19 protein-coding genes are annotated in these 19949 nt (G+C 60.8%); 13 read left to right on the top strand and 6 right to left on the bottom strand.

The annotated features are described in order from the left end of the window. Window positions 1-60: 60 nt before the first annotated feature. From HV782_RS25675 to HV782_RS25665, 3 genes are all read right to left on the bottom strand, one after another. Window positions 61-1581 (bottom strand): hypothetical protein, encoded by a 1521-nt coding sequence (locus HV782_RS25675; RefSeq protein ID WP_225931038.1) that lies wholly within the window; start codon window positions 1579-1581, stop codon window positions 61-63. Between the two features lie 477 nt (window positions 1582-2058). Beyond that, complete coding sequence (locus HV782_RS25670) at window positions 2059-3375, bottom strand: bifunctional DedA family/phosphatase PAP2 family protein (RefSeq protein ID WP_186746132.1); 1317 nt, start codon at window positions 3373-3375, stop codon at window positions 2059-2061. 134 nt (window positions 3376-3509) lie between these two features. Then, window positions 3510-4229, bottom strand: a complete 720-nt coding sequence (locus HV782_RS25665) for a DNA-3-methyladenine glycosylase (RefSeq protein ID WP_186746151.1) — start codon at window positions 4227-4229, stop codon at window positions 3510-3512. 177 nt (window positions 4230-4406) lie between these two features. Between HV782_RS25665 and HV782_RS25660 the strand changes: the two genes are divergently transcribed. From HV782_RS25660 to HV782_RS25600, 13 genes are all read left to right on the top strand, one after another. Next, window positions 4407-5678: a glutamate-5-semialdehyde dehydrogenase gene (locus tag HV782_RS25660; RefSeq protein ID WP_186746134.1), complete on the top strand. Its 1272-nt coding sequence runs from the start codon at window positions 4407-4409 to the stop codon at window positions 5676-5678. Continuing rightward, entirely contained in the window at window positions 5647-6369 is a 723-nt protein-coding gene (gene nadD / locus HV782_RS25655) for a nicotinate-nucleotide adenylyltransferase (RefSeq protein WP_123463826.1), read from the top strand. Before HV782_RS25660 ends, nadD begins: the two co-directional genes overlap by 32 nt. Window positions 6370-6441: 72 nt before the next feature. Beyond that, window positions 6442-6936, top strand: coding sequence for a ribosome silencing factor (rsfS, locus tag HV782_RS25650; RefSeq protein ID WP_123463828.1), 495 nt, complete (start codon window positions 6442-6444; stop codon window positions 6934-6936). A gap of 9 nt (window positions 6937-6945) precedes the next feature. Continuing rightward, window positions 6946-7413, top strand: a complete 468-nt coding sequence (gene rlmH / locus HV782_RS25645; protein WP_009051038.1) for a 23S rRNA (pseudouridine(1915)-N(3))-methyltransferase RlmH — start codon at window positions 6946-6948, stop codon at window positions 7411-7413. Between the two features lie 10 nt (window positions 7414-7423). After that, complete coding sequence (gene mrdA / locus HV782_RS25640; protein ID WP_128615292.1) at window positions 7424-9319, top strand: penicillin-binding protein 2; 1896 nt, start codon at window positions 7424-7426, stop codon at window positions 9317-9319. Between the two features lie 31 nt (window positions 9320-9350). Beyond that, window positions 9351-10454 carry a rod shape-determining protein RodA gene (rodA, locus tag HV782_RS25635; protein ID WP_185015778.1) on the top strand — a complete coding sequence of 368 codons (1104 nt, stop codon included), beginning with the start codon at window positions 9351-9353 and terminating at the stop codon, window positions 10452-10454. Between the two features lie 17 nt (window positions 10455-10471). Further along, entirely contained in the window at window positions 10472-11482 is a 1011-nt protein-coding gene (gene mltB / locus HV782_RS25630) for a lytic murein transglycosylase B (RefSeq protein ID WP_123463833.1), read from the top strand. After that, a complete protein-coding gene (locus HV782_RS25625) occupies window positions 11482-12492 on the top strand; it encodes a septal ring lytic transglycosylase RlpA family protein (protein ID WP_128615293.1) in 1011 nt (336 codons plus the stop codon). The genes mltB and HV782_RS25625 overlap by 1 nt, the downstream gene beginning before the upstream one ends. A 184-nt stretch (window positions 12493-12676) precedes the next feature. Continuing rightward, complete coding sequence (locus tag HV782_RS25620; protein ID WP_123463836.1) at window positions 12677-13834, top strand: D-alanyl-D-alanine carboxypeptidase family protein; 1158 nt, start codon at window positions 12677-12679, stop codon at window positions 13832-13834. An 85-nt stretch (window positions 13835-13919) separates the two neighbouring features. Continuing rightward, window positions 13920-14195, top strand: coding sequence for a DUF493 domain-containing protein (locus HV782_RS25615; protein WP_027612895.1), 276 nt, complete (start codon window positions 13920-13922; stop codon window positions 14193-14195). Continuing rightward, window positions 14195-14842, top strand: coding sequence for a lipoyl(octanoyl) transferase LipB (gene lipB / locus HV782_RS25610; protein ID WP_128615294.1), 648 nt, complete (start codon window positions 14195-14197; stop codon window positions 14840-14842). The genes HV782_RS25615 and lipB overlap by 1 nt, the downstream gene beginning before the upstream one ends. Before the next feature lie 25 nt (window positions 14843-14867). Then, a complete protein-coding gene (gene lipA, locus HV782_RS25605; RefSeq protein ID WP_160768663.1) occupies window positions 14868-15866 on the top strand; it encodes a lipoyl synthase in 999 nt (332 codons plus the stop codon). A 250-nt stretch (window positions 15867-16116) separates the two neighbouring features. Then, window positions 16117-17064, top strand: a complete 948-nt coding sequence (locus HV782_RS25600; RefSeq protein WP_128615295.1) for a S66 peptidase family protein — start codon at window positions 16117-16119, stop codon at window positions 17062-17064. A 102-nt stretch (window positions 17065-17166) separates the two neighbouring features. Here the strand turns inward: HV782_RS25600 and HV782_RS25595 are convergent, their stop codons facing one another. The 3 genes from HV782_RS25595 to holA all read right to left on the bottom strand — a co-directional run bounded on the left by HV782_RS25595 (window position 17167) and on the right by holA (window position 19936). After that, on the bottom strand, window positions 17167-18489 hold the full coding sequence (locus HV782_RS25595) for a lytic murein transglycosylase (protein WP_128615296.1): 1323 nt from the start codon (window positions 18487-18489) through the stop codon (window positions 17167-17169). Between the two features lie 61 nt (window positions 18490-18550). Then, window positions 18551-18715 carry an alternative ribosome rescue factor ArfA gene (gene arfA, locus HV782_RS25590; RefSeq protein ID WP_128615297.1) on the bottom strand — a complete coding sequence of 55 codons (165 nt, stop codon included), beginning with the start codon at window positions 18713-18715 and terminating at the stop codon, window positions 18551-18553. Between the two features lie 183 nt (window positions 18716-18898). Beyond that, window positions 18899-19936, bottom strand: coding sequence for a DNA polymerase III subunit delta (gene holA / locus HV782_RS25585; RefSeq protein WP_123463841.1), 1038 nt, complete (start codon window positions 19934-19936; stop codon window positions 18899-18901). Between the last annotated feature and the right edge of the window lie 13 nt (window positions 19937-19949).

Below are 19949 nucleotides of genomic sequence, written 5' to 3'. Positions count from 1 at the left end.
CTGCTGTGGTCGTATGTCATAGGGTGGTCGTCATTAAGTCTGCCCTCAGTATCGAGTTGTTTAAAATTCGGGCCAGACGATGTCATCGGCAAATTCATTTTTATTGCCTGAAAGCCGAAGTATTGGATCACCCAAGGCCTCGACCTTGTCGATCAACGCGTCATACTGGTTTTTATTGGACGTGCCGAAGTGGGTCGATTCTTCTATGAAATCCGCACGGTCTCCCGCCGCCTGATCAATGTCTTTGACCTTGGCCGCTTTCGTCATTTCCGTGTTCAACAACCAGACCCGCTCTGCTTCGATACCCTTGGTGGTGACAGACACCAGACCTTCGTACTCGTCATCGGGAAACCAACTGGCAGTGTCCTCAACCTTCGAGTTGAACAGATGATTCTCTTCGTGCGGCACGACCTCCAGACCTCGGGTATCCAGTACGTAAAGAAACATGACCGTCTGTTTTGTCCGGGTCGCAATGTAATCGCGGTCATGATCCCAGGCGACCGGGCTATCGGGATCATCCGACCACTCAGCAGATTCACTGCTGTCGGAATCACTGTCGCTGGCGTCGGATTTCAGTTTGCCCGGGTGTTTGTTCGTCTGGCTGTTGTAGAGCAGGTATTCGGGATCGGGCGCACTGGCGTAACCGATGCCCTCCTTGAGACTGAACGTGGAGCTGATCGGTTTTTCGGTCGAGGCGCCGGGGCTGTGGCGGTAGCGAGGCAGCATGGTGTCGTCTCTGGCGATCTCGAAGGGCGTGCGATCATCGCCTCTGAACATTGCCGGGACATCGGTGCGGTACAGGCAATTGTTCTTGTTACGCCGATAACCTGCTTTCGCCAGGAGTGCCTCGCGCACGGCATCGGTCATGCTGGTTTCGGGGTCATACCAGGGGTGTCGGGCGCCGCGTTTCAGGTTCAGTTCATTGACCATGTCGCGGGCGAGGGCGTCGAGACGCTGCGGACTGCCAGGGTCTTCAACCAGGCGTTTGTGTGATTCGGCCCACTGCGGGATTTTCAGTTCTGCACGCAAGTCTTGTTGCAGGCGAGACAACTGACTGGGCAACAGGTTGTAAGACTGCAACCACTTCTTGCGTTGATCCGCACTCAAGGTCGGATGCAACTGACTCAGGGCGTTTTGCAGCAGATCGGTGACGGGGTTTTCGGACTTCGTCGGCTTGAACTGTTTTGGTGGCAAACCAGAGGCCTGAGCCATTTCGCTGGCAGTGTCTGCGGGACGTTTCAGGGGTGACTGGCGTTGCTCGGTCAGGCGCCAGGTAGGTTCTTCGGGATTTTTGTAGAGGATCGGGCCGGAAGGTGTTCGTTCGGTGAGCATTTTCAGCCGATAAACCCCGAGGGTTTCATCCAGGCCGGCGTGCGCGGTGTGCACCTCACCGTCATGCTCGACATCGACGAATTTGCGTCCGACCACGTAGCGAAAACCCTCGCCGTCAGCAGCTTGCATGCCGCGCAGGAGAGGTGTGGCGCTCCAGTATCGGTCCACCGGACTGTTGGCCGTTGCCTGGCCGGCGTTCCGGTTGGGGAGCGCAGTCACTTCAACCGTCGGCGGCAGGGCGTGACTCACACTCTGCTCTGGATGACGGGGCCGAAACGGGTTTGTCGTGTCTGGCGTGCCAAAGGGCCTTGATGCAAGAGGGATCGAAGTGCCTGGCGGATTGTCGGAGCGATGCGCTATTGGTGTTGTTGTCTCTGTACTTTGCGAAGTTGAAGTCGACTGTTTGCGCGGTATTTTAGGGCTCATGGAATGCTCATTATTAATAGGTGTTTAAATTTATTAATGGTTAATGTGTTCAGTTGCTGTTCTGTTCAAGTAATTTTTCTTCGGGGTGGAGTCAGCGTCATGCTTTTTAATTTAATGGATTTTTGCACTGGTGAAGTGTTGGTTGTGAAGATGTTTAATATAAATATGTAACTTGGTTTTTTGTTTAGTGCGCAGGCAGCCACTCACTTGAGTCAATCAAGAGCAGCTTTCAGAACGGGGCGGGGGGAGTGCGGCGCCACTCCCGGCGTCAATTCGCAGAGAGTGGCGAGAGAGGGGCTATCAGTAGGCGTAACGCAACATCGTATGCGGCAAATGGCGCAGGACGAAGAAGCTGAACAGCAGCACCAGTGCCGGAATGATCAGCCACCAGATTTTGTACGGCATCGCACCGAGAGGAGCCTTGCGCTGGCTCAGCCACAGACTTGCCGCACACACGCAGGTCGCCAGCATCGCGCCAGCGAGAATGTCCGTCGGCCAGTGCGCACCCAGATAAACCCGTGAAAGGGCAATCGCCAGCGCAGGAATGCAGCCGAGTAGCAGCCAGGTCAGGCGCAGGCGGGGCGGTTGTCCACGTCCGGCAAGGACGGCCAGAGTCAGAAACAATGCAAACGAGCCGGAGGCATGCCCGCTGGGCATGCTGTAGCTGGTGATCGGGTCAGTCAGCACCTCCGGGCGTACACGGGCGAAGAATAGCTTGGTCGCGGTGTTGGCCAGAGCGGTGCAGAGCAACGTGCCGCCGGCGAACAGCGCATGTCGCCATTGCCGGCACAGCAACAGCAGCACGGTCAGCAGGGTGCTGAACATCAGCATGTTGCGGAATTCGCCGATGAGGGTGAGCGTCACCGCGATTTCATCCAGCATCGGCTGACGATGCTCCTGCACCAGGGTCATCACCCCTTGATCGAGCGCATTCAGATAGGGATAGCCGATGAACAGGCCGATCAGAATCAGCAGGCTCATGCTGCTGATCCAGAGGGTTGCCCGGCGGTGACGGCGCAGACTGCTGTTCACACTGAGGCCCACCATGACCGCGATGCTGGCGGCGACAATGCCCGCTTCCAGCCAGAAGCCTTCGGGCAGCGGCAAGCGGATGGCCGCACCGGTGGCCCAGCCCGGCAGCAGGTAAACCAGGCTCCACCCGGCGGCGGCCAGCAGGCTGACGGCGGCAAAACGCGGGAACGGCATATCGCACATGCCGGCCACCATTGGCAGCATCGGCCGCAACGGACCGATAAAGCGGCCAACCAACAGGCTGGCGATACCGTAGCGCTGGAAATAGGTTTCCGCCCCGGCCATCCATTCCGGGTGGTGGCGCAGCCCCGGCAGGCGTCGGATGTTCTGGTGGAAATGCCGGCCAAGGAAGTACGAGATTGCATCGCCGAGAATCCCGCCGAGAAAACCCAGCAACAGGGTTTCGCTCAACGACAGCGCGCCGCTGCCGGCCAGTACGGCGACAGCAAACAGTAACACCGTGCCAGGGACGATCAGTCCGGCGATCGCCAGGCATTCGACAAGGGCCACGACGAACACCGCTGCGGCCAGCCACTGGGGATTGGCCGCCAGCCAACCGGTCACGCTTTCGAGCCATGGGCCCATACAAAAAACTCCATCAAATATTCAATCGGCTCGCTGGGGGAGTGAGCCTGCTCGCGAAGAGGGTGTGTCAGTTGAATCTCTTTTGGCTGACCCTCTGCTTTCGCGAACAGGCTCGCTCCCGCATGGAATTCCTTTTAGTTCAGACCTGCTTCTGACCCCGACAGCAGGAAATAGTCGCGCCCTTCGACCTGGCCCCGGCGCAGCGGGTTCCGTGTGCACCATTGCGCATAGCTGGCGTCGACGAAGCGGTACATCAGGTGTTCGTCGCGGCCATGGGGGATACCCAGTCGCGTCGTCTGAATGATGTGGGTCGGTGTCGGTCCGGTGTCTTCCACCAGGAGCATTTCATGATCGAAACGCCTGGCGTCCCACACCGGTACCTTCAGGCCAAGAGCCTTGCACAGCAATGTCTGCCCGGCGCAGAGCTTTTGTGACGGGCGCGGGCGACCCTGTGCATCCGGATTGTTCAGCAGCATCTGCGCCAGGCTCGACTGCCCGCTGATGTCATCGACCCACGGATACGCCGATTTGATCAGCACGGCATTGCCCGGCCCTTGCGCGCTGAAATTCAGTGAGTCGCCGCCACGGGCGTAATACATATAGATGTGGCCGCCATCCAGAAACAAAGCCTTACGCTTTTCTGTGTAACCGAGGGACGCGTGACTGCCTTTTTCCGCGCAGTAATACGCTTCGGTTTCGATAATCCGCGCACTCAGCCACAGACTGCCGACACGATGACGGATGACTTTGCCGAGCAGATCCTTTGCCAGCACTTGGGCGTCTCGGTCGAAAAAAGCGTCCGGGAGCCCCTGCGGCAGGCTGTCGGCGCGGTTGCGAGCGGTCAGGTTGGACATGGCAGGCAAGGTTTATCCAGGCTGAAGAGGTCGTAATGATAACAATGCGCGGCTTAACTACGGCTTAACGTCGGCGATTCGCCGTTCATTTCGACCATCCGCCCGTCACCGCTGTTAGTCCCGGGACGCGACAGCTATAATCTGCCGCTTTCCTCTTTGCCAAGACCCCAGCAGACCATGACTGAGTCCGTTCTTGACTACATGACCCGATTGGGTCGCGCCGCCCGCGAAGCCTCCCGGGTCATCGGCCGTGCCAGCACTGCGCAGAAAAACCGCGCCTTGCAGGCTGCTGCCAATGCTTTGGACGCCGCTCGTGCCGAGCTGGCTGCAGCCAATGAGCAGGATCTGGCCGCCGGTCGCGCCAATGGTCTGGAGCCGGCATTGCTGGAACGCCTGGAACTGACTCCGGCGCGCATCGACGGCATGATCGTCGGCTTGCGTCAGGTCGCTGCGCTGCCGGACCCGGTCGGCGCGATCCGTGACATGAGCTTCCGTCCGTCGGGCATTCAGGTCGGCAAGATGCGCGTGCCGCTGGGCGTGATCGGGATCATCTACGAATCCCGTCCCAACGTGACCATTGATGCCGCGAGCCTGTGCCTGAAGTCGGGCAACGCGACCATCCTGCGCGGTGGTTCTGAAGCGATTCATTCCAATCGGGCGATCGCCGCGTGCATCCAGCGCGGTCTGGCCGAGGCCGAACTGCCGGCAGCGGTGGTGCAAGTGGTCGAAACCACCGACCGTGCTGCGGTTGGCGCAATGATCACCATGCCCGAGTACGTCGACGTGATCGTGCCGCGTGGTGGCCGTGGTCTGATCGAGCGCATCAGCCGCGATGCGCGCGTGCCGGTGATCAAGCACCTGGACGGCATCTGCCACGTTTACGTCAGCCAGCACGCCGACCTGGCGAAAGCCCAGCGCATCGCGTTCAACGCCAAGACCTATCGCTACGGGATTTGCGGGGCGATGGAGACGTTGCTGGTCGATCAAACGGTTGCAAAGGATTTCCTGCCGTCGATGGCGGCGCAGTTCCGCGAAAAAGGCGTCGAACTGCGTGGCTGCGAGCGCACCCGGGCATTCATCGACGCCGTGCCGGCCAGCGAAGACGACTGGAGCACCGAATACCTGGCGCCGATCCTGTCGATCCGCGTGGTCGACGGCCTGGCTCAGGCCATCGAACACATCAACCATTACGGCTCCCATCACACCGACTCGATTGTCAGCGAAAACCTCGCCGACACCCGCCGGTTCGTGGCGGAAGTCGACTCGGCGTCGGTGATGATCAACACCCCGACGTGCTTCGCCGATGGATTTGAATACGGATTGGGTGCCGAGATCGGCATTTCTACTGATAAGCTGCACGCCCGCGGCCCGGTGGGCCTTGAAGGACTGACCTGCGAGAAGTACATCGTGGTCGGTGATGGCCAGTTGCGCGGCCAGGCGACGGTCTGACTTGACCGACCTCGACCTGACAGCGCCGCAAACCGGCAGCGAGTCTCGCCCGCGACGCATCGGCGTCCTCGGCGGCACGTTCGACCCGGTGCACATCGGTCATTTGCGCGGCGGGCTGGAAGTCGCCGAAGCGCTGGCGCTCGACGAGCTGCGCTTGACGCCCAGCGCGCGGCCGCCGCATCGCGATACCCCGCAGGTGTCGGCGCAGGATCGGCTGGCGATGGTCGAGTGCGCGGTGGCCGGAGTGCCGCCGCTGGTGGTGGACGCCCGCGAATTGCAGCGGGACAAGCCGTCCTACACTATTGATACCCTGGAGTTGATGCGCGCCGAAATGCCCGCCGAGACCCAGGTTTTTCTGCTTTTGGGCTGGGACGCATTTTGCGGCCTGCCCACTTGGCACCGCTGGGAAGAGTTGCTCCAGCATTGCCATATCCTGGTGCTACAGCGCCCGGACGCCGACAGCGAACCGCCGGATGCCTTGCGCAACCTGCTGGCAGCGCGTTCGGTGAGCGACCCGCTGGCCCTCAAAGGGCCGAGTGGACAGATTGCATTCGTCTGGCAGACACCGCTCGCGGTTTCCGCCACCCAGATCCGTCAACTGCTGGCCAGCGGTAAGTCGGTACGTTTCCTGGTGCCCGACGCGGTCCTGGCCTACATCGATGCGCACGGTCTGTACCGTGCGTCGAACTGAACAAGGCGTGCTTCACGGATACGAATCCACGTGTCGCCAAGCCGCCGAATATATGAGCAAAACGAGTTTTATATGACTGACAAAGACCAAACCAAAGTTAAGCGCAAAGGCACGTTCAAGAGCGCTCCGCTGCCAGAAGCGGTCAACACCAACGAGCCGCTCAAGGGTGACGAGCTGGTCAAGATCGCTGTAGCCGCTCTGGAAGACGTCAAGGCGCAGGACATCCAGGTTATCGATGTTCGCGACAAGCAGAGCATCACCGACTACATGATCATCGCCACCGGTACGTCCAATCGCCAGATCAACGCGATGCTGGACAAGGTCCGTGAAGAAGTCAAAAAGCAGGGCGCCAAGCCGCTGGGCGAAGAAGGCAAGGGCGACAGCGACTGGGTACTGCTCGACCTCGATCTGGTCATCGTGCACATGATGACCGCCTCGGCGCGTCAGTTCTACGACCTGGAGCGCCTGTGGGCCGGTGCCGAGCAAAGCCGTGCGGCAGACGCCAAGCACCACAGCCCGGAAAACACCCACGAGCATTTCACCAAGCTCAACAAAGACCAGTTCTAAGGGATTGCTGTGCGACTGCGACTGATCGCCGTCGGTTCACGCATGCCCAAGTGGGTGGAAGAAGGCTGGCATGAATATGCCAAGCGTCTTCCGTCCGAGCTGGCGCTGGAACTGGTGGAAATTCCGCTCAATACCCGTGGCAAGAATGCCGACGTGGCCCGATTCATCCGTCAGGAAGGCGAAGCCATGCTGGCCAAGGTCGGGCAGAACGAGCGGATTGTCACGCTGGAAGTCCACGGTAAACCCTGGAGCACCGAGCAACTGGCGGTCGAACTCGACCGTTGGCGGCTGGATTCGCGCACGGTCAATTTCATGGTCGGTGGCCCGGAAGGGCTGGCACCGGAAGTCTGTGCCCGCGCGGACCAGCGCTGGTCGTTGTCGCCGCTGACGTTGCCGCACCCGCTAGTGCGGATTCTGATCGGCGAACAGTTGTACCGTGCCTGGACCGTGCTGTCCGGTCACCCTTACCACAAGTAAGCCTGCCCTCATGTCTCAGCCGATCCGCATCAAGGACCACGAAAAGGACGCACGCCTGGTGCGTAGCCGCGTCGTGTTCGGGGCCGTTGCGGTCATGCTGTTGATCTGCGTATTGATTGCACGGCTGTACTACTTGCAGGTGATCCAGTACGAGTACCACTCGACGCTGTCGGAAAACAACCGTGTCCATGTGCAGCCGATTCCGCCGACCCGTGGCCTGATTTTCGACCGCAACGGTGTGGTGGTGGCGGACAACCGTCCCAGCTTCAGCCTGAGCATGACCCGCGAGCGTTCCGGCGACTGGCAGCAAGTGCTCGACGTGATCGTCGAGGTGCTGCAGTTGACGCCCGATGACCGGGTGATTTTCGAAAAACGCATGCGTCAGGGGCGCCGGCCGTTCGAGCCGGTGCCGATCCTGTTCGAGCTGACTGAAGAGCAGATTGCCCGGATCGCGGTGAATCAGTTCCGCCTGCCGGGTGTGGAAGTGGTCGCGCAACTGGTCCGTCACTATCCGCAGGGTGCGCACTTTGCGCATTCGGTGGGGTACATGGGGCGGATCAACGAGAAAGAGCTGAAGACCCTCGATCCGGTCAACTACAGCGGCACGCACCATATCGGCAAGACCGGCATCGAACGCTTCTACGAGCCGGAATTGCACGGTCAGGTGGGTTACGAAGAGGTCGAGACCAACGCCCGTGGCCGCGTCTTGCGCGTGCTCAAGCGCACCGATCCGATTCCTGGCAAAGACATTGTCCTCAGCCTCGACATCAAATTGCAGGAAGCGGCCGAGGCCGCGCTGGGCGGGCGTCGTGGTGCCGTGGTGGCCCTCGATCCGCGCACCGGCGAAGTGCTGGCGATGGTCAGCCAGCCGAGCTTCGACCCGAACCTGTTCGTCACCGGCATCAGCTTCAAGGCTTACGCCGAGTTGCGCGATTCCATCGACCGGCCGCTGTTCAACCGTGTCTTGCGCGGCCTGTACCCGCCGGGTTCGACGATCAAACCGGCGGTGGCGATTGCCGGTCTCGACTCCGGTGTGGTGACGGCCTCAAGCCGGGTGTTCGATCCGGGCTACTACATGCTGCCCAACTACGACCACAAATACCGCAACTGGAACCGCACCGGGGACGGCTTCGTCGACCTCGATACGGCGATCATGCGGTCCAACGACACCTACTTCTACGACCTGGCGCACAAGCTCGGGATTGACCGGTTGTCGTCCTACATGAACAAGTTCGGCATCGGCCAGAAGGTCTCGCTGGACATGTTCGAAGAATCCCCCGGCCTGATGCCGTCCCGCGAATGGAAGCGTGCGACCCGCAAACAGGCGTGGTTCCCCGGCGAAACCCTGATTCTCGGGATCGGCCAGGGCTATATGCAATCGACCCCGCTGCAACTGGCCCAGGCCACGGCGCTGGTCGCCAACAAAGGTGTGTGGAACCGTCCACACCTGGCCAAATCCCTCGAAGGGGTGAAACCGGTGGACACCAACCCGATGCCGGACATTGTTCTGCGCGACCCGTCGGACTGGACCAAGGTCAATCACGGCATGCAGCAAGTGATGCACGGCGCCCGTGGCACCGCGCGCAAAGCGGCGATCGGCGCGCAATACCGCATCGCCGGCAAATCGGGTACCGCTCAGGTGGTCGCAATCAAGCAGGGCGAGAAGTACGACCGCTCCAAGGTTCAGGAGCGCCACCGCGACCACGCCTTGTTCGTCGGTTTTGCCCCGGCCGATGATCCGCGAATCGTCGTCTCGGTGATGGTCGAGAACGGTGAGTCCGGCTCCGGCGTCGCTGCGCCCGTGGTGCGTCAGGTCATGGACGCCTGGCTGCTCGATCAGGACGGACGCTTGAAGGCCGAATACGCCAGTCCAATCAGTGCGGAGGCTACGGCCCGTGATGAATAATTTTGATCGCATGCTCTCCAGTGAGGATGTGATGCGTCGCCGAGCGACGTTGCTGCAAAGACTGCATATCGACGGCCCGCTGTTGATCCTGTTGCTGATCCTCGCGGCCGGCAGCCTGTTCGTGCTGTATTCGGCCAGCGGCAAGAGCTGGGACCTGCTGGCCAAACAGGCGACATCGTTCGGCATCGGCCTGGTGTCGATGATCGTCATTGCCCAGTTCGAGCCACGGTTCATGGCGCGTTGGGTGCCCCTCGGTTATGTGGTCGGGGTGGTGCTGCTGATGGTGGTGGACATCATGGGCCACAACGCCATGGGGGCGACCCGCTGGATCAACATTCCCGGGGTGATCCGCTTCCAGCCGTCGGAATTCATGAAGATCCTGATGCCGGCGACCATCGCCTGGTACCTGTCCAAGCGCACGTTGCCGCCACAACTCAAGCATGTCGGGATCAGCCTGATGCTGATCGGCGTGCCGTTCGTCCTGATCGTGCGCCAGCCTGACCTTGGTACGTCGCTGCTGATTCTCGCCGGCGGGGCGTTCGTGCTGTTCATGGGCGGGTTGCGCTGGCGCTGGATTCTCAGCGTGCTGGCGGCGGCCGTACCGGTGGCCGTCGCCATGTGGTTTTTCATCATGCACGACTACCAGAAGCAGCGAATCCTGACCTTCCTCGACCCGGAAAGCGATCCACTGGGCACTGGCTGGAACATCATTCAATCGAAAGCCGCCATCGGCTCCGGTGGCGTGTTCGGCAAGGGCTGGTTGCTCGGCACCCAGTCGCACCTGGACTTCCTGCCGGAAAGCCACACCGACTTCATCATTGCCGTACTCGGCGAGGAGTTCGGTCTGGTGGGCATCTGCGTGCTGTTGCTGATCTATTTATTGCTGATCGGCCGGGGGCTGGTGATCACCGCTCAGGCGCAGACACTGTTCGGCAAATTGCTCGCCGGTGCGTTGACCATGACGTTTTTTGTTTACGTTTTCGTCAACATCGGTATGGTCAGTGGCCTGTTGCCGGTCGTGGGGGTGCCGTTGCCGTTCATTAGCTACGGAGGAACTTCGCTGGTGACGCTGCTGTCAGCGTTTGGGGTTTTGATGTCGATCCATACCCATCGCAAGTGGATCGCACAGGTTTGAATAAGGTGAAGAGTTCAATGCAAGTAATGCGTGGCTGGGCGACTCGATGCGCGCCGCTGGTTGGCCTGATGGGCCTGCTGGGCAGCGTGCAGGAAGCGCTGGCCGGCGAATACGAAGGCTCGCCGCAGGTGGCCGAATTCGTGGGTGAAATGACCCGCGACTATGGTTTCGCCGGTGAACAGCTGATGGGGGTGTTCCGCGAGGCAGAGCGCAAGCAATCGATTCTTGACGCGATCTCCAAGCCCGCCGAGCGGGTCAAGCAGTGGAAAGAATACCGCCCGATGTTCATCACCGACGCGCGCATTGCCCGGGGCGTGGACTTCTGGCGTCAACACGAGGCGACGCTGGCTCGCGCTGAACAGGAATACGGCGTGCCGGCACAGGTCATCGTGTCGATCATCGGCGTCGAGACCTTTTTCGGACGCAATACCGGTAATTTCCGGGTGATCGATGCCTTGTCCACCCTCGGTTTCGACTATCCTCCCCGTGCCGAATTTTTCCGCAAGGAACTGCGTGAGTTCCTGCTGCTGGCGCGTGAAGAGCAGGTCGATCCCCTGACCCTCAAAGGCTCGTACGCCGGGGCGATGGGATTGCCGCAATTCATGCCGAGCAGCTTCCGCGCCTATGCGGTGGATTTCGACGGTGACGGTCATATCAATATCTGGAATAACCCGGATGATGCGATCGGTAGCGTCGCCAGCTATTTCAAGCGCCATGGCTGGGTGGCCGGGGAACCGGTGGTCAGCCGGGCCGATGTGCGTGGCGAGCAGGTCGACGAAGGCCTGACCACCGGCATCGAACCGACGAAGACCGTCGGAGAGTTGCGGGCGCTGGGCTGGTCAAGTCATGATGCGCTGCGCGATGATATGCCGGTTACTGCATTTCGCCTCGAAGGCGACAACGGCCCTGAATACTGGATGGGCCTGAAGAATTTCTACGCGATCACGCGTTATAACCGCAGCGTGATGTACGCCATGGCCGTACATCAACTGTCTGAAGAGCTGGTAAAAGCACGGGGCGTCAAGTAATGCGGGCATTGCCTAACAATAAACCCCTGAAGCTGGTGGCATTCGCTGCGTTGGCGGTGCTGGTCGCCAGTTGTTCGACCAGCCGTTCCCCGACTCAGAAAACCTCGAATACTGCAGTGCGGGCGCAGCCTGGCCTGGACATCAACCGCGCGCACAAAGACGGCGCGCCGTGGTGGGACGTCGATGTGTCGCGCATCCCTGATGCCACGCCGACCCTGCACACCGGTCCGTACAAGGCCAACCCGTACACGGTGCTGGGCAAGACGTACTTCCCGTTGCAGGAATCCAAGACTTACGTCGCCTCGGGCACTGCGTCGTGGTACGGCACCAAGTTTCATGGCCAGAACACCGCCAACGGCGAAGTGTATGACCTGTACGGCATGAGTGCCGCGCACAAGACTCTGCCACTGCCAAGTTACGTTCGGGTGACCAACCTGGACAACAACAAGAGCGTGATCCTGCGGGTCAACGACCGTGGGCCGTTCTATTCGGACCGGATCATCGACTTGTCCTACGCCGCCGCCAAGAAGCTCGGTTATGCCGAAATCGGCACCGCGCGGGTCAAGGTCGAGGGCATCGACCCGCAGCAGTGGTGGGCCGCCAAGGGCCGTCCGGCGCCGCTGATGCTCAACGAGCCGCAAGTCGCGCAAACTAGCGCGCCGACCATCACGGCTTCGGCCGGTACCGTCGAGCAATGGACCCCGCCGCCGCAGCAACACGCCGCGGCCGTCGTGCCGGTTCAGCTTGATGCAAAAAAAAACGCTTCTGCACCAGCGTCTGGCCAGTATCTGCAGGTGGGCGCGTTCGCCAACCCGGACGCTGCAGAACTCCTGAGGTCGAAGCTCAGCGGGATGGTGAGCGCTCCGGTGTTCATCAGCTCGATCGTGCGCAATCAGCAGACTCTGCACCGGGTACGCCTGGGGCCGATCGGTTCGCCGGGTGAAATTGCCCAGGTGCAGAACAGTGTGCGCCTGGCCAACCTTGGTTCGCCAAGTGTGGTCAGCGAGTAATACGTAGACTTGATTGACGGTTCACTTGCGGTATTGGGGGGTGAACCAGGTTGTTGGCTCGTCGAAGAACAAAAGCCCGGCAAGGGTGACTGGAGTGAGCAACTGAACACGCGATGGCCCGTTAGAAGGCTGTCTGAATAGTTTTGCCTTCGGGCAAGTTTCCATTAGCGATTTCGAGAGACGGATGAACATCACCACCTTTGCCAAACGCCTGTGTCTGCTAGTCCCGCTGCTCCTCTCGCCAGCCGCCTTCGCGGCCGAGATGATGCCGTCGCCACCACAACTGGCTGCCAAGGCCTACGTTCTGATGGATGCCAGCAGCGGCAACGTGCTGGTCGAAAATAATGGCGACCAGCGTCTGCCACCGGCCAGCCTGACCAAACTGATGACCGCGTACATCGCTACGCTGGAAATCCGTCGCGGCCAGATCGGTGAAAACGATCCGGTGACCGTCAGCGAAAACGCCTGGCGCACCGGCGGTTCGCGGATGTTCATCAAGGTCGGTTCGCAAGTCACCGTCAGCGACCTGCTGCACGGCATCATCATCCAGTCCGGCAACGACGCCAGCGTGGCGCTGTCCGAGCACATCGCCGGCAGCGAAGACGCCTTCGCCGACCTGATGAACAAGACGGTCACCGACCTGGGCATGACCAATACCCACTTCATGAACCCGACCGGTCTGCCAAACCCTGAGCACTACTCGTCGGCTCACGACATGGCGATCCTCGCTCGCGCGATCATCCACGAAGACCCGGCTCACTACGCGATCTACTCGCAGAAAGAGTTCTTCTGGAACGGCATCAAGCAGCCTAACCGCAACCTGTTGCTGTGGCGCGACAAGACCGTTGACGGTCTGAAAACCGGTCACACCGACGAAGCCGGCTACTGCATGGTGTCCTCGGCTGTACGTGACGGCCAGCGTCTGATCGCCGTAGTGTTCGGCACCAACAGCGAAGTGGCTCGCGCCGCCGAGACCCAGAAGCTGCTGACTTATGGTTTCCGCTTCTTCGAAACCCAGACCTTCTATCAGAAGGGCACCGAACTGGCTCAGGCCCCGGTGTGGAAAGGCACCACCAATCAAGTCAAGGCCGGCCTGGCTGAAGACCTGACCATGACCCTGCCAAAAGGCCAGCTGAAGAAGCTCGCTGCCAGCATGACCATGAACCCGCAACTGACCGCGCCAATCGCCAAGGGCGACGTGATCGGTAAAGTCGAAGTCAAACTGGAAGACAAGGTGGTGCACAGCGCTGACCTGATCGCTCTGGATGGCGTCGAGGAGGGTGGTATCTTCCGCCGCATGTGGGATAGCATCCGTCTATTCTTCTACGGCTTGTTCAACTGATTTGTGTTGACCTGCATGGCCCCGCCCCGATCCGGTGCGGGGCCATGTGCGTTACCACTGCTTGCGCTCTAGAGGCCGTTACGCCATGACCGATACCGAAGTAAAGGCGCCAAAGATCGAATTTCCCCAGACTGATTATCCGATTAAGGTGATCAGCGACACGGGCGTCGGCAACAAAGACAAGATCATCGACATCGTCAAGAAACACGCGACCATCAATGATGAGCGCATCGACGAACGTCAAAGCAGCAATGGCAAATACACCACCATCCAGTTGCACATCGTCGCGACCGATCAGGATCAGCTGTACAACATCAACAGCGAACTGCGGGCTTCCGGTTTCGTGCACATGGTGTTGTGATGCCGGGCACGCTGGGCTTTCGCGAACTTGGCCAGATGGCTTACGAGCCGGTCTGGCATGCCATGCAACGCTTCACCAACGAACGCGGCAGCAATGCCGCCGACGAAATCTGGCTGGTCGAGCACCCTCCGGTGTTCACCCAGGGCCAGGCCGGCAAGGCTGAACATTTGCTGCTGCCGGGAGATATCCCGGTGGTGCAGGTCGATCGCGGCGGGCAGGTGACTTATCATGGTCCCGGCCAGCTGGTGGCCTACCTGCTGCTGGACGTGCGCAAGCTGGGTTTCGGCGTACGCGATCTCGTCACGCGCATGGAACAGTGCCTGATCGAACTGCTGGCCAGCTACGGCGTGACCGCCGCAGCCAAGCCGGATGCTCCCGGCGTCTACGTCGACGGAGCGAAAATCGCTTCTCTGGGTTTGCGGATTCGCCACGGTTGTTCCTTTCATGGCCTGGCCCTGAACGTGGATATGAACCTGGAACCGTTTCGACGGATTAATCCCTGCGGCTATGCCGGGCTGGCGATGACCCAGCTGAGCGATCACGCAGGACCGATTGAATTTGCCGAGGTAAGTGCCCGGCTGCGCGCGCAGCTCGTCAAACACCTCGACTATGCTGAGCAGACGACCCTGACGGGCGGAATCGACTGATATGACTACTGATGCAGTGCAAACCATGATCCCGACGCTCGACGTGACCGAGCGCCCGGCCCCGCGTCCCAAGGTTGAAGCCGGCGTCAAGCTGCGCGGCGCCGAGAAGGTTGCACGCATCCCGGTAAAGATCATTCCGACCACCGAGCTGCCGAAGAAACCTGACTGGATTCGTGTGCGCATCCCGGTTTCCCCGGAAGTCGACCGAATCAAGAGCCTGCTGCGCAAGCACAAGCTGCACAGCGTCTGCGAAGAGGCATCCTGCCCGAACCTGGGCGAGTGCTTCTCCGGCGGCACCGCGACCTTCATGATCATGGGCGACATCTGCACCCGTCGCTGCCCGTTCTGCGACGTGGGCCACGGTCGTCCGAAGCCACTGGACGTCAACGAGCCGGAAAGCTTGGCCATCGCCATTGCCGACCTCAAGCTCAAGTACGTGGTGATCACTTCGGTTGACCGCGATGACCTGCGTGACGGCGGTGCCCAGCACTTTGCCGACTGCATCCGCGAAATCCGCAAGCTGTCGCCGAACGTGCAACTGGAAACCTTGGTCCCGGACTACCGTGGCCGCATGGACATCGCCCTGGAAATCACTGCTGCCGAGCCGCCGGATGTGTTCAACCACAACCTGGAAACCGTGCCGCGCCTGTACAAGGCTGCGCGTCCGGGTTCGGACTACCAGTGGTCGCTGACCCTGTTGCAACGCTTCAAGCAGATGATGCCGCACATTCCGACCAAATCCGGCCTGATGCTGGGCCTGGGCGAGACGGACGAGGAAGTCATCGAAGTCATGAAGCGCATGCGCGAACACGACATCGACATGCTGACCCTCGGTCAGTACCTGCAACCGTCGCGCAGCCACTTGCCGGTGCAGCGTTTCGTGCATCCGGACACCTTCGCCTGGTTCGCCGAGGAAGGCTACAAGATGGGCTTCAAGAACGTCGCTTCCGGCCCGCTGGTACGTTCGTCGTACCATGCCGACGAGCAGGCGAAACTGGTCAAGGCCGAGCTGCTCGGTTCCTGATTCTGCGCTGAAGGCTGCATCAAATACCCGCTTCGGCGGGTATTTTTGTTTGGGTTGTTAACCTCTGAACCTTGTGGCGAGGGAGTTGGCTCGCGCTGGAGTGCGCAGCCGTCCCGAAGATCTTGGTGGCGCTGCGCAACCCGGCAGGAGCCGGCGCCCCCGCCACGAATTATTGAGTGAGCTCACCTCTTTTGTTTGTCGCTTTACCTGACTACTGTGTCCGCAAGACTTCACACAGGGAGACCCATGGATGACTGTTCGACCGACACATACCCTCGTTGCGCACAGACCGGTGCCGGCGCTGCCATCTGAGGGGCTGATTGGCGTGATCGCCCCCGCAGGGCCTGGTGCGCTGAACACCGAAAAAGCCGTGCAGTGGATGCGCGCCCGTGGTTATGCATTGAAGGTGTTTCCCGGGGTCTACGAGAAGGACGGCTATCTGGCCGGCAGTGACGACGTACGCCTCAATGACCTGCACGCTGCATTCGCCGACCCCGAGGTCGACGCGATCATCTGCCTGCGCGGTGGCTACGGCACGCCGCGTCTGCTGGACCGGATCGACTACGACCTGCTGAGCCGCCATGCCAAGCCGTTTGTCGGCTACAGCGACATCACCGCGCTGCATCTGGCGATCAGCCGTTATGCCGGCTTTGTGACCTTCCATGGCCCGCTGCTCAATGCCGACCTGTTGGGTGACAAGGAGCCACCGACCGTCACGTCATTCTTCGCCATGCTGCGCGGTCAGGTGAAGGCGGGGAGTGTGCTGAGTCATCCGGTGGCCTATCCATTGACCACTGTCGAGCCGGGTATTGCTCATGGGCGGCTGCTGGGCGGTAATCTGGCGATGATTGCCTCAACGCTGGGTACGCCATACGAAATCGACGTGGAGGGCGTGATTCTGTTGATCGAGGACGTCAACGAGCCGCTGTACAGGATCGACCGTTTGCTCACGCAAATGCGTCTGGCCGGCAAATTGGCCCGATTGCGTGGGGTACTGGTCGGTGATGTCGCTGGCGTGGATAGCGACGCGTTGAACCGCTTGCTCAAGCAGACTTTTGAACCGTTGCGAATCCCGGTGCTGTCCGGTTGGCGCAGCGGGCATTGTGATCCGAACCTGACACTGCCGATGGGGGCGCTGGTGAGGCTGGATGCGGGGAAGAAGGAGTTGATGTTGGAGCAGGATGTGGTCACCCGATAATGTGTGGGTGAAGCAAAAAGATCGCAGCCCTCGGCAGCGCCTGCACGGTAATCATCAATCCCGTGCAGGCGCTGCTGAAGGCTGCGATCTTTTGATTTTGCTTTACTGCGTGCGCAGGCTCTCGAGCAACTTGTGCGTCGGATACCCGTCCGCCGGCCAGCCAAACGACTGCTGGGCACTGCGGATGGCCTTGCGCGTGTTGGCGCCGATGATGCCGTCCGCCGTTCCGGCATCGTAGTTACGCGCGCTCAGCAGGTTTTGCAGCTCGATGCGTTCGGTGCGGCTCAGCGGCAGGTCATCCTTGGGCCAGGTGCCATTGATCAGGCCGCCACCGTCGAAGCGCTCGGACAACAGGCTCACCGCCAGAGCATAGGACGACGAGTTGTTGTACTTGAGGATCGCCCGGAAGTTGTCGAGGATCAGGAACGCCGGGCCACGATAGCCTGCCGGCAGCAGCAGGGCCGCGGACAGCTGTTCCGAACCGGCTGGCGCCTGACCGCCATTGGGCAGGATTACCCCCAGTTGACGCCATTCGGCAACGCTCTTGCGAATCGCGCCATCGGCCAGGGTGTAATTGAAACCGCTTGGCAGTTGCACTTCAAAGCCCCACGGCTGACCACGCTGCCAGCCGGAACTTTGCAGATAGTGCGCGGTGGAGGCCAGGGCATCGGCCGGACTGCCCCAGATATCGCGGCGACCGTCACCGTCGAAATCCACCGCATGGGTGTTGTAGGTGGTCGGAATGAATTGGGTCTGCCCCATCGCTCCGGCCCACGAACCCAACATTTTCTCTGGAGTGATATCGCCTTGTTGCAGGATCTGCAGGGCGGCGATCAATTGCGCATGGGCAAATGTCGGGCGACGGCCTTCGTAGGCCAGGGTGGCCAGCGAGTTGATCACCGACTTGTTGCCCTGGAACTGACCGAAATTGCTTTCCATCCCCCACACCGACACCAGTGCCTGGCGATCGACGCCGTAACGCTGTTCGATGCTCTGCAGAATGTCGGCGTACTGGCTGATCAGCGCCTGGCCCTTGCGCACCCGCAGCGGCGATAACGCGCCGTCGAGGTATTCCCACACTGGCCGTGAGAACTCCGGCTGACTGCGGTCGGCTTTGATCACGCTGGCATCGAAGCTGACATTGGCGAACGCGCGATCGAACAGGTCGGCGCGAATACCGGCGGCCAGCGCATCCTTGCGAAAACCCGCCTGCCATTCGGCAAAGGTCTGGGTCGGCTGGAGATCGAGAGGGTCGGCGGACGGCACTACCGGCGGGATGATCGCTGGGGCCGTGGCGACTGGGGCGGCTTGCAGGGGTTGCGCGTCGGCGGCGGTGGGTTTTTCCGCGCAGGCGACAAGCAGAATGAAGCTGGAGGCAGCGATCAGCTGGCGAACGGGCCAACGACGGGAAAGACTAAAGGGCATGCACAGTTCCAGGGGATACGGATCAGGTGCAGACCTTAACATGACCAGGGGGTGCTGCGCTTCAGGCGGCCAGAAAGTAAGAAGCCTCCCAGTTGTCAGACTGGAAGGCTTCGCGGCGGTAGCTGCCTTTACCCTTGGCTGGTCGTTCCTGGCGGCTGCGGAACAGGGGTTGGGCGACGATGGATTTGGCCTTGTTCGGGCCATGTTTCGATGGCTTTTTGCTCATGAGGGCTCTCTCGAGTGAGTGGGTTTTGCGCGGCAAATAATCTGCCGATGTTGGGCGTCTGTCCAGTTCCTGTTATGTGGGAATGTGTTGACGCTTTCGCGAGCAGGCTCGCTCCCACATTTGGAATGCATTTCAATGTGGGAGCGAGCCTGCTCGCGAATGGTCGTTATGCGGTAGGACAGGTTATTCGGCGGGAAGTGTCAGGCGCTGACCGGCCATCAACAACGCCAACCGGCTCAGGCTCATCCACGGCGAACCGGCGGCCTGGCCCTTGATCTGTGCATCTATACGCTGGGCTTCGAGTAGCAACTGCGCCCAACGTGGCGCCGAGTAGCGTTGCAGGGCCTTGCTCATCAGTGGTTTGCGCTTGTCCCAGACCGGTGGTTTCGCCTGACTGAAGCACTTGTCCAGCGGCGTGCCCTGGCTGTACTGCAACGAGATATTGGCCAGCAGCCGCAGTTCCCGTGCCAGCGCCCAGAGAATCACCGGCGGCTCGACCCCTTCACCGCGCAGGCCTTCGAGCATACGCAAGGCGTGAGCCGGTTCGCCATTGAGCACGGCATCGGTCAGGCCGAACACGTCGAATCGGGCACTGTCGGCCACAGCGGCCTGCACGGTTTCGACGGTGATCTGCCCACCTTCGGCCATCAGCTTGAGCTTTTCGATTTCCTGTGCGGCGGCGAGCAGGTTGCCCTCGACGCGTGCGGCAATCAGTTCGACCGCGTCCTGACTCGCCGACAAGCCGGCCTGCGACAGGCGCTGACGAATCCAGCTCGGCAACTGGTTGGCGTCCACCGGCCAGATCTGGATGAATTGAGTCTGCTGACCTTCGACCAGCGCCTTGCCCCACTTGGTTTTCTGCGCGCTGCCATCGAGCTTGGGCAGGCTGATCAGCAGCACCGTGTCTTCCGCAGGGCGCGAGCAGTATTCGATCAGCGCGGCAGCGCCCTTGTCACCGGGTTTGCCCGAAGGCAGGCGCAGTTCCAGCAGGCGTTTTTCGGCGAACAGCGACATGCTGGCACCGGCCTGCAACAACGTGCCCCAATCGAAATTGGCGTCGGCAGCGAATACCTGGCGTTCGTCGAAACCTTGCTGGCGGGCCGCACTGCGGATGGCGTCGGCAGCCTCCTGACACAACAGCGGGTCATCGCCGCTGATGATGTAGACGGGCGCAAGCGTGCCTTGCAGGTGTTTGCCGAGTTGAGCGGGAGCGAGCTTCATGGGAAATACCGAA

Origin of the sequence: Pseudomonas monsensis (assembly GCF_014268495.2) — a bacterium.
Lineage (GTDB): Bacteria > Pseudomonadota > Gammaproteobacteria > Pseudomonadales > Pseudomonadaceae > Aquipseudomonas > Aquipseudomonas monsensis.
Note: the sequence above shows the minus strand (reverse complement) of the source record. Positions and strands in the feature narration are given on the sequence as shown.